This is a genomic window from Neisseria bacilliformis (assembly GCF_014055025.1).
GTDB lineage: Bacteria > Pseudomonadota > Gammaproteobacteria > Burkholderiales > Neisseriaceae > Neisseria > Neisseria bacilliformis.
Map to the genome: position 1 here is coordinate 1,979,966 of NZ_CP059571.1, position 14,522 is coordinate 1,994,487.

Consider the following 14,522-nt stretch of genomic DNA (forward strand, 5'->3'; position numbering starts at 1 on the left):
TCGTTTTTTTTGAACGGGAGGAAAGGCTATGGACACGCAACCGTCCGGCCGTTTCGAGTGCAGCACCGTCGGGCTGCGCGCCGCCGCGTGCGAGCAGGATTTTTTCCGCCGCGCCGCCGCCGATTTGCCTTTTCAGACGGCCTTACAGCTCGGCAGGCCGCAATGGGATTTGACGCACGGCGCGGCGGTGCGTGCGGGCAGGGACTGTATGCTGGCCGCCGACGCCCTGCCCTTCGCGGCCGACAGCATGGATTTGCTGCTGCTGCCGCACGGCCTGGAAACCCCCTGCCGCGCGGGCGTTTTGCACGAAGCCTACCGCGTTTTGGCGGCAGAAGGCCGGCTGGTGCTGAGCGGCTTCAACCCGCATTCGGTGTGGCGGCTGCTCTACCGCGCCGAGCGCAAACCCTTTCCCGACGGGGGAAACAGCATCCCGATAGGCCGTCTGAAAACCCTGTGGCAGGACGCGGGCTTTGAGGCGGAGCGCACCGAATGGCTGGTGTGCTGGCCGCCGGCGGACGAAACGGCCGACGCCGCAAAACACGGCTGGCCGGCCGCCGCGCTGGTTTACGCTGTGGTGCTGGCCAAACGGCAGGCGGGCGTGCACCCGCTGGGCGGCCTGATTGCGCCCGTACCGCCCGAACCCGCATGGGACTTGCAGGGCGCGTAAACCGCCTAAGCGAAAAACTGCCCCAGCAGCCCCGCCGTGCCCACCGCCAGCAGCACGGTCGGCAGCATCGGCAGGCGGCTGGCGGCCAGCACCGCCACCACGGCGGCAATCAGCTCGTGCGGCTTGTCCGAAACAAAATACGGCGCAATCACCGCCACCAGCACGCAGCCGGGCGCGGCATCCATCACCTTCGCTGCGCGTTTGCCCAGCGTGCGGTTGCGCAGCGCGAAAAACCCCGTCAGCCGCGTGGCGTAAGTAACCGTCAGCATCCCCAGCACTACCAGCAGTGCGTCCCACGAAATCACGATTCATCCTCCGAAGCGGTAAAAAACGCCGTCAGCAGCCCCGCCGCCGCCCCCGCCGGCACATACCACGCCCCGCCCGCCGCGCGGTACGCCACCGCAGCCGCCGCCAAACTGGCAAACCACGGCAGCGCGGGCTTCCAACCCTTCCACATCCCGCGCAGCAGCACCAGAAACACGGCGGGAAACGCCATGCCGAAGCCCCACGCCGACACGTCCCCCAGCACCGGCCCGACGGCCGCCCCCGCCGCCGACGCGGCCACCCACACCACATACAGCGTCAGACTCACGCCCATATAGTAGTGCAGGCTGAACGCCGGCAGCCCCGCCTCTTTGCGCCGGCGGATGTCCGCCATCGCCATCGCCCAGCTCTCGTCGGTCATCAGAAACAGCGCGGGAAACAGCCTGCGCGGCAGCAGATGGCGGATATAGGGCGCGAAGGCCGCCCCCATCAGAATGTGGCGCGTATTGATCATAAAGGTAACGCCGACAATCAGCAGCACCGGCAGCGGCTTTTGCCACAACCCGACAGCGGCAAACTCCGAACCGCCGGCAAAATTCAGCCCCGTCATCAGCGGCATCTCCAACACACTCATCCCCTTCTGCGCCCCCTGGACGCCCAAAATCAGCGCGAAGGGCAGGAGGCCGATGATGATGGGGAGGCAGTCTTTCATCCCGCGCCGGAACTCCCGCGCGGGCGTGGCAGCGTGCAAAGCGTCCATATCGTCATTGTCCTTATTTGAAACGGCACTCGGAAAAGGGGCGGATTATAGCGGACGGCGGCGGCGGAATAGAGAGAGGCCGTCTGAAAAGCGGGTTTTGCTTTTCGGCGGCGCCGAAACTGCGTTTTCAGACGGCCTCTGCGGTTAAGCAGGGCGGGTCTCGACCCGCCGTTTGCCGAACATTCGATATTTTGGCGGGTCAAGACCCACCCTGCGGTTTTCAGACGGCCTCAAAACCTGTTTTTCCATTCGCGCAGGGCGGCGAAGACGGCGGTTTCGTCGGGCAGGGGGCGGCCTGCGGCTTCGGCGGCGCGGCAGGCAACAGCGGGGTGGGCGGTGCGCAGGAAGGGGTTGATGCGTTTTTCGTGGACGAGGGTAACGGGCAGGGTGGGCGGGTGCGCGGCCTGTTGCCGCGCGGCGCGGATGTCGGGGTTGCCGGGTTCGACGCACTCGGCGAAGGCGAGGTTGGCGGCGGTGTATTCGTGGGCGGGGTACAGCAGGGTGTCGTCGGGCAGCGCGGCAAGGCGGCGGCAGGAGGCGGCGAGCTGTTCCATCGTGCCGGTGAAGACGCGGCCGCAGCCGGCGGAAAACAGGGTGTCGCCGCAGAAAACGTGCGTTCTGCCGCCGTCTTCGAGCAGGTAGGCGAGGTGGCCGGCGGTGTGGCCGGGGATGTGCCAGACGCGGGCGGTGCGTCCGGCGAAGCGGATTATCCCGCCCTCCCCTGCCGCCATGTCGGCTGCGGGGACGTCGCCGCCGCCATAGACGGCGCATTTGGGGAAGCGGCGTTTGAGTTCGGCGACTCCGCCGGTGTGGTCGCCGTGGTGGTGGGTGATCCAAATTTGCGCGAGGGCGAGGCCGTGTGCGTTGAGGAAATCGAGCACGGGCGCGGCTTCGCCCGGATCGACGCAGGCGGCGGTTCGGCCGTCTGAAAGCAGCCAGATGTAGTTATCGGACAGGGCGGGGATTGGGACGACGGCAAGCGGTTTATTCATCGCCGCCTCCTTCGCCTTCGCGCGGCGGTACGGGGGCGAACCAGCCGACCAGAAGCAGCAGCAGGCCGACGATGATGAACGAGGCGATGCGTTCGATGCCGCCACTGTTGCCCAGCTCGACCAAAAAGAGTTTGACCACCACCACGCCCATCAGCACCGCGCCGGCCATCCAGCGCGCGCGGCGGCCGCTGCGGTTGCCCGACACCATCAGCACGATGGCGGCCAGCGCCCACACCACCGACAAGCCGGCCTGCAAGCCCACCGAGCGCAGCAGCGCGTCGGCGCGCCATGCGGTGCCGCCGTAGAAATGCCACAGGCGCATCACGCCCGCGCTGATGGTGAGGAAGGCGGCGGCGCAGAGGGCGTAAAACCCCGCCCGCCGCGCGTTTTCGTTCCGGCCGAGGCGCGGCAGGGCGGCGAAGCCGAACCACAGCAGCGCGGCGGCGGCCAGTTCCAGCGGGTTGAACACGGGCAGATAGGGCAGCGGCGAAGGCGCGTGGGGCGCGGAGAAGTTCGCCCACAGCAGCCACGCGGCGGCGGCCAGCGCGCAGGCCGCGCCGCCGAAGGCGCGGTAGGCCGACGGATGGCGTGCAAACAGCGCGGGGCGGGCTTTGGCCGACAGCAGCAGATAAGCCGCAGGCACGGCCAGCCAGGTCAGTTGCAGCCACACGCCGCCCAGCCATAAAGAGGCCGTCTGAAAAACCAGTTTCTGCCACAGCAGGCCGAACAGCAGCAGCGCGGCGGCGTGCACGGCGGCGGTGAAACCACCATCCGCGTCCTCTGTGTCTGCGCCTTCGTCCGACAGCAGCCACGCCGCCAGCGCGGTGTGCGCCGCAAGGATGCCCCACGCGGCAAACGGCGCGGCGCGGAAGTTTTCCGGCAGCAGCAGCGCGGCGTAAAACAGCGCGGCGGCCAGCAGCAGATACTGCGCCCCGCGCCGGCGCAGGTAGCGGGCGGCAAACACGAAAGGCGCGAGCAGCAGCACGGGATGCAGCCAGCGGGCGGCGTTTTCAGACGGCCACAACACCCCGCGCCAGGCCGCGTCGGCCAGAGCCAGCGCAATGGCGAGCACCACCGCGCCCGCCGCCTGCCCCGCCCCGCCCCGCTGCGGGCGCGACAACAGCCACGCGGCGGCGGCCAGCGCGGCGGACAGCAGCAGATAATGCGCCGCGTCAAAAAGCGGCAGCGCGTGTCTCGCGCCCAGCGGCAGAAAGGCGAAACAGCAGAACGGGTCGGCCAGATACGCCAGCGGCAGCACCAGCGCGCACAAGAGCGCAAACACGGCGAACACGGCCTGCCCCTGCCGGTAGCGGCAGGCCGCCCACGCCAGGGCAAGCAGCGCGTAGGCCGTCATCAGCGGCTTGGCCGAGGCAAACAGCAACAGCGGCAGCAGCGAGGCGTAAAACAGAGCGGCGGCGGCAGCGGCCGTCTGAAAACCGCGTTCCCACGCTGCCGAACCCTCGCGGCGGTATTGCGCCCATGAAAAATACAGCAGCCCGCCGCCGGCCGCCGCCAGCAGCGCGGCGGTGGGCGAACCCTGTATCAGGCCGCCGGAAACACCCGCGCCGACGCGGAACGCGGCAAGCTGCGCCAGAGCCGCGAGCAGATACACCGCCAGCGCACTCAGGCGCAGATGCGGCAGCCTTTGGCGCAGGCCGAACCAATACACCAGCGCGGCTTCCAGCGTCCACAGCGAAGCCGTATCCGCGCCGTTGAAAAACAGCGGCACCGCCAGCGTCGCCCACACCAGAGCCAGCGCGGCAAACGCCTGCCGCAGCGGCCGCAGCCCGCCTTCGCCGCGCAGCAGCAGCGCGAAGAGCGCGTAGGCGGCGGCAAAGCCCAGCGCAGACCAGCCCGCCCCGTGCGGCCAGTGTTTCACCATCGCCCATTGCAGGCCGAAGGCGGCAAAGGCCGTGCCGAACAGCAGCGTGTGGTCGGGCAGCGGCACACGCATCCCGTGCGCCGCGATGCGCGTGAAGATTTCGTCCAGCGTCGCATTGTCGGCCAGCGGCGGCGCGTCGTCCGCCTCCGCATCCAGCAGGCGGCGGCGGGCGAAAAACAAGGCCACCAGCGTGTACAACAGCCAGTGGTACAGCAAAAACGGTTCGACAGAAGCAAACAGCGGCGGCGCGTAATCGCGCAGCCCCCACGCCGCCCCAATCAGAAACGTGCCCGCGAAACCGGTCAGATTCAGCGGCCGCCACGCCTTAAACCACGCCACCGCCGCCACGCCCGCGTTCAACAGCGCGAGATAGGAAAACAGCACCACATACTGCCCGCTGCCGTCCGACACCAGCAGCGGCGCGGCCAAACCGCCGACCAGCGCGGCCTGCGCCATCGGCTGCGCATCCTGTTTCACCGCCATCGCCGCCGCAGCCGCCACCAAAGCCGCCATCGCCGCAAACACCACCGGCGCAGGCAACAGCGGATGCAGCTTCAAAGCCGCCAGCGCGGTGAGGTACATCACCGCCATGCCGAAGCCTTCGAGCACCAAGCCGTACTCGCGGCGGCGGCCTTGCAGCTTCCAGCCCGCAAGCGCGGCGGCCAAACCCGCCCCCGCCACTGTCAGATAACGCAGCCCCACCGGAATCTGCACCCGCTCCGAAGCGTAGCGCAGCAGAAAGGCCAGGCCGAGAAACAGCACCACCACGCCCGTTTTCAACAGCGGATTGCCGCGCACAAACCACGCCCAAAGCGTGTTTCCGGCATCCTGCGGCGCGGTGGGCACGTTTTCAGACGGCCTGCGCGGGGCAGAGGCCGTCTGAAAACCGCGTTGCCAATCCTGCTGCGCGGCAGCATCCGCTCCGCGCGCTTGCGGCTCGGAGGCCGTCTGAAAACCTTGCGGAACAGCGGCTTCGGCGGCTGCGGCAAAATCCGCGCCGTCAGACAGCGCAGCCGTTTCACGCGCAGGCGCAGAGGCCGTCTGAAAATCCTGTTGCAAACCTTGCTGCGCGGCAGCATCCGCCCCGCGTGTTTGCGGCTCGGAGGCCGTCTGAAAACCCTGTTGCGCCGGTGCGGCAAAGGTTTCGGAAACGTCATCCCCGCGTGCCTGCGGCAAAGCCGTGTTTTCTCGCGCCGCCCGCAGCCGCGCCAATGCCGACTGCGGCGCGGATTGCGGCGCGTCCGCCCTGGCGGCGGCGGGCTCGGGCGGATTGCCCGCAGGCACGGCGGCGGGCGCGTCCAACGTCTGCGGCGGCGCGGCATCCGCCTGCGGCGCGGCCCGTAAACCTTCCAGCCGCGCCACCCGCCGCCGCAAATCGTCCACCTCGCGGCGCAGCGCGTCCGCCTCATCCCGCCCGCGCCCCCGCTCCGCTTCAAACAGCCAGGCCGCCGCCCACAAAGCCGCGCCGGTCAGCAGCCCCGCCACTGCGTCGCCAACCAGCAAACCAATCAGCGCGGCCGCGCAAAACAGGATGTATTTCATACCATTCTCCCGCAGGAACAATCTGCGGCGGATTGTAAACGCCAAACCGCCGCACGGCAAAAAGGCCGTCTGAAAAACGGATTTCGCTTTTTCAGACGGCCTTTTGCCGTTGAAGCAGGCTGTGCGGCGCAAGCCGCGCACGCGGTTTCGACACAGCAGCGGCATGGCGCAAACACAAATCCGCAGCGCAGCAAAAAGGCCGTCTGAAAACGCATGCGCCCCGTCCGTAAGCCGTTTTTCAGACGGCCTCCCCTACGCCCCATGCCTTATAATGCCGCCTTTTCCCGCCCGCACGAGACCCGCCATGCCCCGCATCGCCGCCCTGCCCGACCACCTTGTCAACCAAATCGCCGCCGGCGAAGTGGTCGAACGCCCCGCCAACGCCCTCAAAGAAATCGTCGAGAACAGCATAGACGCCGGCGCAACCGCCATCTCCGTCGAAATCGAAGGCGGCGGCGTGAAACTGCTGCGCGTTACCGACAACGGCGCGGGCATCCACCCCGACGACCTCGCCCTCGCCCTCTCGCGCCACGCCACCAGCAAAATCAGCGGTTTGCGCGATTTGGAACGCGTCGCCAGCATGGGTTTTCGCGGCGAAGGGCTGGCCAGCATCGCCTCCGTCAGCCGCCTCACCCTCACCAGCCGCCAAAGCGGCGAGGGCCACGCCCGCACCATCCGCGCCGAAGACGGCAGCCTCTCCCCCGTATCCGCCGCCGCCGCGCCCGAAGGCACCACCGTCGAAGTGGCCGACCTCTTCTTCAACACCCCCGCCCGCCGCAAATTCCTCAAATCCGACAACACCGAAGCCGCCCACTGCGCCGCCATGCTCGAACGCCTCGCGCTCGCCTTCCCCGCCACCGCCTTCTCTCTCACCCGCGAGGGCAAACCCGTTTTCAAACTCCCCCCGCAAACGCTGGAAGCGCGCGCCGCCGCCATCGTCGGACACGATTTTCAGACGGCCTCCCTGCCCGTTTCCGCCCAAGCCGGCGGCATGACGCTTTACGGCCTCATTGCCAAACCCACCTTCGCCAAAGGCAAAAGCACGCAGCAATACTGCTTCGTCAACCGACGCTGCGTGCGCGACAAAGTCATCCTCCACGCCGTCAAACAAGCCTACCGCGACGTCCTCCACCACGCCCTCGTCCCCGCCTTCGTCCTCTTCCTCGATCTCCCCCCCGAAGCCGTCGATGCCAACGTCCACCCCGCCAAAACCGAAATCCGCTTCCGCGACAGCAGCGCGGTGCACCAGTTTGTCTTCCACACCCTCGACAAAGCCCTCGCCGACACCCGCGCCGACCGCACCGAAAGCATCGGCAACGCCGGCGCGCTGCTGCACCAAATCGCCGGCATCCCCGACGCAGACAGGCCGTCTGAAAACCCGCAAAACCCGTTTTCAGACGCCCCAAACGCCCCAACCGGCGGCGGCAAAACCGCCCCCGCCCCCTACGCCCGCGCCCCGCAGCAGCGCAGCCTCGGCCTCAACGAAAGCCGCCGCGCCCTCGACACCTACGCCGAACTCTACCGCCGCAGCCCGCAGGAAGACCACGAACTCGCCGCCCTCGAACACAGCCGCCGCCTCCCGCCTGAGCGGCCGTCTGAAAACCCGTCCGACAACCCGCCCGAACACCCCCTCGGCTACGCCATCGCCCAACTTTTGGGCATCTACATCCTCGCCCAGGCCGAAGACAGCCTGCTGCTCATCGACATGCACGCCGCCGCCGAACGCGTCAACTATGAAAAAATGAAACGCCAGCGCGACACCCAAGGCCGCCTCAACAGCCAAAGCCTGCTCATCCCCGTTACCTTCGCCGCCAGCCGAGAAGAAACCGCCGCCCTCGCCGAACACGCCGACAGCCTGCGCGCCTACGGCCTCGACCTCTCCGCCGTCGGCGAAAACCGCATCGCCGTGCGCGCCGTGCCGCAAATGCTCGGCACGTCCGACATCGAAAGCCTCGCCCGCGACATGCTGCGCGACTTCGCCGAACACGGCGCGTCGCAGCAAATCGAAGCGCGCGAAAACCGCCTCCTCGCTACCATGTCCTGCCACGGCTCGGTGCGCGCCGGCCGCCGCCTCACCCTGCCCGAAATGAACGCCCTGCTGCGCGACATGGAACACACCCCCCGCAGCAACCAATGCAACCACGGCCGCCCCACCTGGGTGAAACTCACCCTCAAAGAACTCGACGCCCTCTTCCTGCGCGGCCAGTAACGCAGGAGGCCGTCCGAACAGTAGGGTGGGTCTCGACCCACCGTTTGCAGACTTCCCTGCAAATACCGCCGTGCATGGAATGGTGGGTCAAGATCCACCCTACGTAAGCTGCCGTAGAGTGTGCGGCAGCCACGCACGCGGTTTCTGTCTGCCGTCGGTTTGCCCGACACCGCACGCAACCCAAACCAAAAGGCCGTCTGAAAACCGCAAAACAGCTTTTCAGACGGCCTGAAAACCCAAACGCAAACAAAGGAAAACCATGATCATCAAACACGCGCAAAGCCGCGACCGCGACATCGAAGAACTCACCGCCCTGCTCGCCCTGCCCCACGTCGGCAGCGCAACCAAGCGCAAAATCGAAAGCGAAATCCGCAAAATCCGCGCCGGCATGGCCGGAGAAAAGGAAGCCGCCTACAACATCGACTTCCACTACGGCGAACACAAAGAAAACTGGGTGGTCATCCACGACTTGCGCGTGGAATACCAAGGCAGCACCGCCCAAATCGACCACCTGCTGATCAACCGCTTTCTGGAAATCTACCTCTGCGAAAGCAAACAGTTCGGCGAAGGCGTGGCCGTCAACGAACACGGCGAATTTTCTGCCTTCTACCAAGGCCGCCCCTACGGCATCCCCTCGCCCATCGAACAAAACGAACGCCACCGCCTGCTGCTCAAACGCATGTTCGACGACGGCGAAATCGAAGTGCCCACCCGCCTCGGCCTGCGCATGAAACCCAACTTTTACAGCCTGATTCTGGTCGGCAACTCCGCACGAATCATCCGTCCGAACAATGGCAAAAACGTCAAACACCTGGACAGAATCATCAAGAACGAGCAAGTGCGCAAAAGAATCAACAAAGATACAGACGAAGTCAGCATCGTCGGAACGCTTGCCGTCGCCAAACTGATTTCCTGCGAAACCCTGCGCGACTTCGCCGAATACCTCGCCTCCTTCCACTGCCCGCCCCGCTACAACTGGAAAGCCCGCTTCGGCATCACCGACCCCGCGCCGCAGCCCGCCACACCGGCGCGGCCGCAACACCAAAGCCCGGGGCGGCAAACCGCGCAGCCGCATACCCCGCCGCCCGCCGCCGCACCCACCTGCGCCCCGCCGCCCGATCCGGCACCCGCCCCGCCACCCGCGCAAGCCGCCGCCGAACCCCGCCTGCGCCTGTTCTGCGCCGACTGCAAAAAAACCGTTACCGAAACCGTCGCCCGCTTCTGCTGGAACAACAAAAACCGCTTCCACGGCAAGTTGTACTGCTTCAACTGCCAGAAAAACCACCCGCAGCCGAAATAGCCGGCCGCCCCGTATAAAGGCAGAGGCCGTCTGAAAAGTGTTTTTTCAGACGGCCTCTGCCGCTTGGCAGGGTCTGTTGACATTCAACTTTTGCAGCGGATTTTGCGTCATAAAACGGCAGATGCAAGGCGAAAACATGAGCCAATGCCATCCATTGGCGAATGTTTTTAACGCGGCAGATGCCGGTTTAGGGCGAAAAAGCCACTGCAAAAGTTGAATGTCAACATAGCACAAGCCACGCACGCGGTTGGGGCTGTTGGGGCTGGCGGAAAATGTTGAGGCCGTCTGAACCTTGTAGGGTGGGTCTCGACCCACCGTTTGCAAACTTCCCTGTAAATGCCGCCGTGTATGCAACGGTGGGTCAAGAACCACCCTACGCAAGCTGCGTTTTTTGGAAAACGCTTTGCCGATAAGGTTTGAGGCCGTCTGAAAACCGATTTTTCAGACGGCCTCTGCCGCTTGGTAGGGTGTGGCGCAAGCCACGCACGTGGTTGGAGCGGTTGGGACTGGCGGAAAATGTTGAGGCCGTCTGAACCTTGTAGGGTGGGTCTTGACCCACCGTTTGCAAACTTCCCTGCAAATGCCGCCGTGTATGCAACGGTGGGTCAAAACCCACCCTACGCAAGCTGCGTTTTTGAAAACGCTTTGCCGATAAGGTTTGAGGCTGTCTGAAAACCGGATTTTCGGTTTTCAGACGGCCTCTCTGTTTTCGCGCCGTTCTGTTCAGGCTTCGATCGGTTCGAGTGTCAGGTTCAGTTTTTTCGCTTTCACTTCAAACAGCAGGTCGATGTTGGGGTGTTTGCCTGGGTTGGCCGCCGCGTCGGTGGTGTGTTCGGCGAAGAGGGTGAGGCCGCGTTCGGCGGATTCGGCATTCAGGCGGCCGGAGTATTCTTGGGCGAGGGCGTTGTAGAGTTTGAGCGAGCCGAGTTTGCCGGGGGCGGCGGGGATGGTGCGGACGATGTTGCCCGCCGCGTCGCGCACGTTGAGGCCGGACAGGTGGGCGATGTCGCTCATGGTTGCGAGGCTGTCTTGAAAGCTCATGGGGTTTCCTTTGGAGGCGGTTGGGAAGACGGGAGGCCGTCCCCGTCTGCACGGGGATGACGTTTCTGAAAATGCGGTTTGCGCTTTTTCAGACGGCCTCAAATGCTATTTGGTGCCAAATATTTTGTCGCCCGCGTCGCCCAGGCCGGGGATGATGTAGCCGTTTTCGTTGAGGTGGCTGTCGAGGGCGGCAGCGTATATGGTTACGTCGGGATGGGCTTCGTTCACCAGTTTCACGCCTTCGGGGGCGGCGACGAGGACGAGGGCTTTGATGTTGGGGCAGCCTTTCTTTTTTAAGAGGTCGATGGTGGCCACCATCGAGCCTCCGGTGGCGAGCATGGGGTCGATGATCAGGGCGGGACGCTGGTCCATTTTGCTGACGAGTTTTTCAAAATAGGACACGGGTTTGAGGGTTTCTTCGTCGCGTTGCAGGCCGACGACGCTGATTTTGGCGGTGGGGATGAGGTCGAGCACGCCGTCGAGCATGCCCAGGCCGGCGCGCAGGATGGGGACGACGGTGAGGGTTTTGCCTTTGATGCGCTCGCCTTGTATGGGGCCGCACCAGCCTTGCAGGGTGTAGGTTTCGGTTTCGATGTCGCGGCTGGCTTCGTAGGCCAGCAGCCGCGCCAGCTCGCCGGTGAGGGTGCGGAATTTGTAGGTGCTACAATCGGCTTCGCGCATCAGGGCGAGTTTGTGGCGGACAAGGGGGTGGTCGATGATACGGATGTTCATGGCGGATTGGTTTGAGGGTGGAAAACGGCGCGGATTATAGCGGCGCGGCGGATTTCTGTCTTGACGGAAATTGGGGAAAACCGAATAATGCGCGCCATGAAACTGAACCCGACCACGCAAAAATTCGTGCTCCACTGGGGCGAGATGGGCTCCAAATGGGGCGTAAACCGCACGGTGGCGCAAATCCACGCGCTGCTCTACATCATCGGCCGACCGATGAACGCGGAGGAAATCAGCGAAACGCTCACCGTCGCGCGCTCGAATGTGAGCAATAGCATCAGGGAGCTGCAAAGCCTGAAACTGGTGCAGACGGTGCACCAGCTGGGCGACCGGCGCGATTATTTCACCACGTCCGACGATGTGTGGGTGCTGGTGAAAACGATTGTGGAGCAACGCCAGCAGCGGGAAATCGAGCCGACGCTGCATTTTCTCAACGAGCTGATCGCCACGCCGGAATTCGCGCAGGAAAACGAGCAGGTGCAAAAACGCATCCGCGACACGCGCGAGTTTATGGACATTGCCACGGGCTGGACGCGCGAGATGATCCGGCTGCCCGCAGGCACGCTGGCGCAGGTGCTGAAACTGGGGGCGAAGGTGCAGCGGTTTTTAAGCGGGGGGCGCAAGGAGTAGGCTTGCACGGTATGAAAAAGGCCGTCTGAAAAACCAATAGAACGGGTTTTCAGACGGCCTCTTTGCCGCAGACAAATGCGGTATTGCGCATTCACATCGCCGCCGAAGCGGCCTGTTCGGGCGGCGTTTCTTTGCTTTTGCCCGCGTCTTTGCCGCCTGCGGTTTCCGGCTCGGGGATGGGGGCGGTGGCGGGTTCGGGCAGGGCGAGGTCTTTGGTGAGACGGCGGTATTCGTCGGAGCGCGAGAGCAGGACGCGGCCGGCTTCTTTGAGGTTGTTCACGTCGTGGGCGGGCAGGTAGAAGCTGGTGGGGATGTTGAGCACGCGCTCGCGCAGGCCCGATTGCGGCAGGTCGCGCAGGTTGAGGCTGACGAAATACATGTCCACCGGTTTGCTGCTGTTTTTGCCGTTTTTCACGTCGGTGTTCCATTGGTCGACGAAGGCGCGGAAGCGGCGCAGGGTTTCCTGCGAGTATTTGTCGATGGGGATGTCGATGATGGCGTTGGTTACGGCGCGCAGGCCGGGCACGGCGGCAGTTTTGTCGATGCCGTTGGCGGGATCGTTTTGCGCGTTGACGTTGATGATGACTATTTTGCGCACGCTGGTTGTTGCGCACGCGCGAGTAGAGCGACGCGCCGTAGAGGTCGCTCATGTCCAAAAGGCTGCGCAGGCCGAGGTTGTCGGTGAGGCCGCCGTCGAGCAGGTGGATGTAGGGGCGGTTTTTGCCGTCCTGGTAGTTCATGATGTTCTGCATCACCATTTCGAGGCGGGTCTGCTGTTGCAGTTTGTCGCCGCCGTTGTCGTCGGTTACGGCGTCAACCACTTGTTCGGGCAGGCGGTAGCCGCAGTTGCCGCCGTTGTTGTTGATGGTGAGCGGGGCGAACACCAGCGGCACCGCGCTGGATGCGGCCACGGCGCGGGCGATGGGCAGGTCGGAGAGGTTCAGGCACAGGGCGTCGAAATATTCCTGGGTGAATTCGAAGCGGTTGCCGGCGGACATGTCGGTGGCGGTGATGACGGCGAAGGGGCCTTTGCCGTGGCGGTGGAGGTCGCCGAAGGTGGCGTTTTTAAACAGGGTGGTTTCAAACTGTTCCTGCAACAAATCGCCGCGCCCGAACTCGGGCGAGGTGAGGCGCGGCAGGTTGGCGAAGGAGAAAATCTGTTTGGAAACCTGGCGTTGGAAGTTCTGTTTTAAAAACCGCCGCTCGAAGGCGGGGATGGTGTCTCGGCCGTGCAATGAGAAGTAGGCCGCCAGCACCGAGCCGCCCGACACGCCGTACACCAAGTCCACTGCATCAAGCATGGTCTGCTGCCGGCCGCCTTTGTAAAGCGGCTGTTTGTCCAATTCTTCCAGCACGCCGTAGCCCAAGGCGGCCGCCCGCGTGCCGCCGCCGGAAAACATCAGCACCACCAGCATGTCGTCTTCGGCGGGCTTTTTGCGGTAGGCCGTGTCCAGGCGGTAGCCCTCCGCACGGTCAACCTTGGCGATGGTGGCGACGGGCTGGTATTGGAATTTGGCGCAGGCCGACAGGGCAAGCAGCAGGGCGGGCAGCAGCAGGGCTTTGAGGCCGTCTGAAAAACGTTTGTTCATGGTGTTGTCCTTGGTTTAAGAACTTGTTTTCAGACGGCCTTTTGACACGTTGAGGCCGTCTGAAAAACACAGTGGTCTGCCGGTATTCGGCCTTGCGGCGGTGTTTTGGGCAAGAACACCGCCGCAAGGCCAATTGCCGGCAGTCCCGATATTTTTACTCCGACTGCCCGTCGGCGCGGGAGAGCCATGCGCCCAGTTGCGGATCGGACTGTTCCAACAGTTCGTAAGGTTCGGGCGGCTGTTCGGCAAGGGTGTAGCGTTTGCCGCTTTTGAGCCTTGCCCAGCGGTCTTGCTGCGGTTTGGGCGTTGCGCCGTTTTCTTCTTCAAAAATAGGGATGTAGCCTGTGGCTTTGATTTTGCGGGCGGGGAAATTGATGCTGACGGCGGTGCCGTAGCCGCCGTTGCGCATATAGCTGCTTGAATCCGCGCCGATAAGGGTGAATTTGCCGTGTTGCAGGCGGTATGTGTAGGCTGTTTGGCTGACGCTGTATGAGCCGCAGGAGAGCCAGTGGTTCATATTGAGGGTGAATGTTTGGTTTTTGACGGCAAGGCTGTTTTCGCCCAGCGGGTCTTCCAAACAGGGGGTGTCGCGGTTGTGTTCTGCGGGCAGCCATGTGGCGCGGGCGGCGGGTTGGAAGCCGTTTGCGCCGGCAAGCAATACGGTGAGGCGGCGAGGGTTGAGGTTGAGCGTCGGTGCGCCGAGGTTTTCGTTTTTGATGATTTTTTGCGGGTCCTGCGCCTGCTCGATGATGACTTTGTCGGCACGCCCGTCGCCGTTGAGGTCGCCACTGGCTTGTTGGACGGTTTTCCATGCGGGGGCGGCGAGGGTCAGGCCGGGCAGCATCAGAGCGAGAAGGATAAAGGCGGGTTTCATGAGTATGTCCTTGTGTTTGGATAACGATTGGGGTTGAGAC

The 14,522-nt window shown here is 64.3% G+C and carries 13 protein-coding genes and 1 pseudogene; 4 read left to right on the forward strand and 10 right to left on the reverse strand.

Translation table 11 applies throughout. The annotated features are described in order from the left end of the window. Positions 1–28 precede the first annotated feature (28 nt). A complete protein-coding gene (locus tag H3L91_RS09590) occupies positions 29–667 on the forward strand; it encodes a class I SAM-dependent methyltransferase (RefSeq protein ID WP_007343614.1) in 639 nt (212 codons plus the stop codon). A 5-nt stretch (positions 668–672) separates the two neighbouring features. Here H3L91_RS09590 and H3L91_RS09595 read toward each other — a convergent pair whose 3' ends face one another. From H3L91_RS09595 to H3L91_RS09610, 4 genes are all read right to left on the reverse strand, one after another. Further along, entirely contained in the window at positions 673–972 is a 300-nt protein-coding gene (locus H3L91_RS09595; protein ID WP_007343615.1) for an AzlD family protein, read from the reverse strand. After that, positions 969–1,691: an AzlC family ABC transporter permease gene (locus H3L91_RS09600; RefSeq protein WP_007343616.1), complete on the reverse strand. Its 723-nt coding sequence runs from the start codon at positions 1,689–1,691 to the stop codon at positions 969–971. Before H3L91_RS09600 ends, H3L91_RS09595 begins: the two co-directional genes overlap by 4 nt. A gap of 230 nt (positions 1,692–1,921) precedes the next feature. After that, complete coding sequence (gene gloB / locus H3L91_RS09605; protein WP_007343618.1) at positions 1,922–2,683, reverse strand: hydroxyacylglutathione hydrolase; 762 nt, start codon at positions 2,681–2,683, stop codon at positions 1,922–1,924. Continuing rightward, positions 2,676–6,107 (reverse strand): DUF2339 domain-containing protein, encoded by a 3,432-nt coding sequence (locus H3L91_RS09610; protein WP_182109830.1) that lies wholly within the window; start codon positions 6,105–6,107, stop codon positions 2,676–2,678. Before H3L91_RS09610 ends, gloB begins: the two co-directional genes overlap by 8 nt. A gap of 304 nt (positions 6,108–6,411) precedes the next feature. On the opposite strand from H3L91_RS09610, the gene mutL reads away from it, so the two are divergent. Both mutL and H3L91_RS09620 read left to right on the forward strand, forming a co-directional pair. Then, positions 6,412–8,316 carry a DNA mismatch repair endonuclease MutL gene (gene mutL, locus H3L91_RS09615; protein ID WP_040659655.1) on the forward strand — a complete coding sequence of 635 codons (1,905 nt, stop codon included), beginning with the start codon at positions 6,412–6,414 and terminating at the stop codon, positions 8,314–8,316. 259 nt (positions 8,317–8,575) lie between these two features. Next, positions 8,576–9,616: a nuclease-related domain-containing protein gene (locus H3L91_RS09620; RefSeq protein ID WP_007343623.1), complete on the forward strand. Its 1,041-nt coding sequence runs from the start codon at positions 8,576–8,578 to the stop codon at positions 9,614–9,616. A gap of 373 nt (positions 9,617–9,989) precedes the next feature. Here H3L91_RS09620 and H3L91_RS09625 read toward each other — a convergent pair whose 3' ends face one another. The 3 genes from H3L91_RS09625 to upp form a co-directional block, all read right to left on the reverse strand. Then, the gene (locus H3L91_RS09625) at positions 9,990–10,175 is read right to left on the reverse strand and encodes a hypothetical protein (protein ID WP_154647220.1); all 186 of its coding nucleotides are present in this window, start codon (positions 10,173–10,175) and stop codon (positions 9,990–9,992) included. Between the two features lie 164 nt (positions 10,176–10,339). Then, the gene (locus H3L91_RS09630) at positions 10,340–10,657 is read right to left on the reverse strand and encodes a DUF2322 family protein (protein ID WP_007343626.1); all 318 of its coding nucleotides are present in this window, start codon (positions 10,655–10,657) and stop codon (positions 10,340–10,342) included. Between the two features lie 105 nt (positions 10,658–10,762). After that, on the reverse strand, positions 10,763–11,389 hold the full coding sequence (gene upp, locus H3L91_RS09635) for a uracil phosphoribosyltransferase (RefSeq protein ID WP_007343627.1): 627 nt from the start codon (positions 11,387–11,389) through the stop codon (positions 10,763–10,765). A 96-nt stretch (positions 11,390–11,485) separates the two neighbouring features. Here upp and H3L91_RS09640 point away from each other — a divergent pair, with 96 nt between their 5' ends. After that, positions 11,486–12,019, forward strand: coding sequence for a GbsR/MarR family transcriptional regulator (locus H3L91_RS09640; RefSeq protein ID WP_040659657.1), 534 nt, complete (start codon positions 11,486–11,488; stop codon positions 12,017–12,019). Positions 12,020–12,110: 91 nt separating this feature from the next. Here H3L91_RS09640 and H3L91_RS12565 read toward each other — a convergent pair whose 3' ends face one another. From H3L91_RS12565 to H3L91_RS09650, 3 genes and pseudogenes are all read right to left on the reverse strand, one after another. After that, on the reverse strand, positions 12,111–12,617 hold the full coding sequence (locus tag H3L91_RS12565) for a hypothetical protein (protein WP_007343629.1): 507 nt from the start codon (positions 12,615–12,617) through the stop codon (positions 12,111–12,113). A 118-nt stretch (positions 12,618–12,735) separates the two neighbouring features. Beyond that, a pseudogene (locus H3L91_RS12570) lies at positions 12,736–13,608 on the reverse strand (patatin-like phospholipase family protein); the annotation flags it as partial. A 154-nt stretch (positions 13,609–13,762) separates the two neighbouring features. Further along, on the reverse strand, positions 13,763–14,482 hold the full coding sequence (locus tag H3L91_RS09650; protein ID WP_007343631.1) for a hypothetical protein: 720 nt from the start codon (positions 14,480–14,482) through the stop codon (positions 13,763–13,765). Between the last annotated feature and the right edge of the window lie 40 nt (positions 14,483–14,522).

What these genes read in the sequence shown, in the direction of transcription:
- H3L91_RS09590 (WP_007343614.1), top strand. Translation starts at nt 29, where the DNA reads ATGGACACGCAACCGTCCGGCCGTTTCGAGTGCAGCACCGTCGGGCTG.
- H3L91_RS09600 (WP_007343616.1), bottom strand. Translation starts at nt 1,691, where the DNA reads ATGGACGCTTTGCACGCTGCCACGCCCGCGCGGGAGTTCCGGCGCGGG.
- gloB (WP_007343618.1), bottom strand. Translation starts at nt 2,683, where the DNA reads ATGAATAAACCGCTTGCCGTCGTCCCAATCCCCGCCCTGTCCGATAAC.
- H3L91_RS09610 (WP_182109830.1), bottom strand. Translation starts at nt 6,107, where the DNA reads ATGAAATACATCCTGTTTTGCGCGGCCGCGCTGATTGGTTTGCTGGTT.
- mutL (WP_040659655.1), top strand. Translation starts at nt 6,412, where the DNA reads ATGCCCCGCATCGCCGCCCTGCCCGACCACCTTGTCAACCAAATCGCC.
- H3L91_RS09620 (WP_007343623.1), top strand. Translation starts at nt 8,576, where the DNA reads ATGATCATCAAACACGCGCAAAGCCGCGACCGCGACATCGAAGAACTC.
- H3L91_RS09630 (WP_007343626.1), bottom strand. Translation starts at nt 10,657, where the DNA reads ATGAGCTTTCAAGACAGCCTCGCAACCATGAGCGACATCGCCCACCTG.
- upp (WP_007343627.1), bottom strand. Translation starts at nt 11,389, where the DNA reads ATGAACATCCGTATCATCGACCACCCCCTTGTCCGCCACAAACTCGCC.
- H3L91_RS09640 (WP_040659657.1), top strand. Translation starts at nt 11,486, where the DNA reads ATGAAACTGAACCCGACCACGCAAAAATTCGTGCTCCACTGGGGCGAG.
- H3L91_RS09650 (WP_007343631.1), bottom strand. Translation starts at nt 14,482, where the DNA reads ATGAAACCCGCCTTTATCCTTCTCGCTCTGATGCTGCCCGGCCTGACC.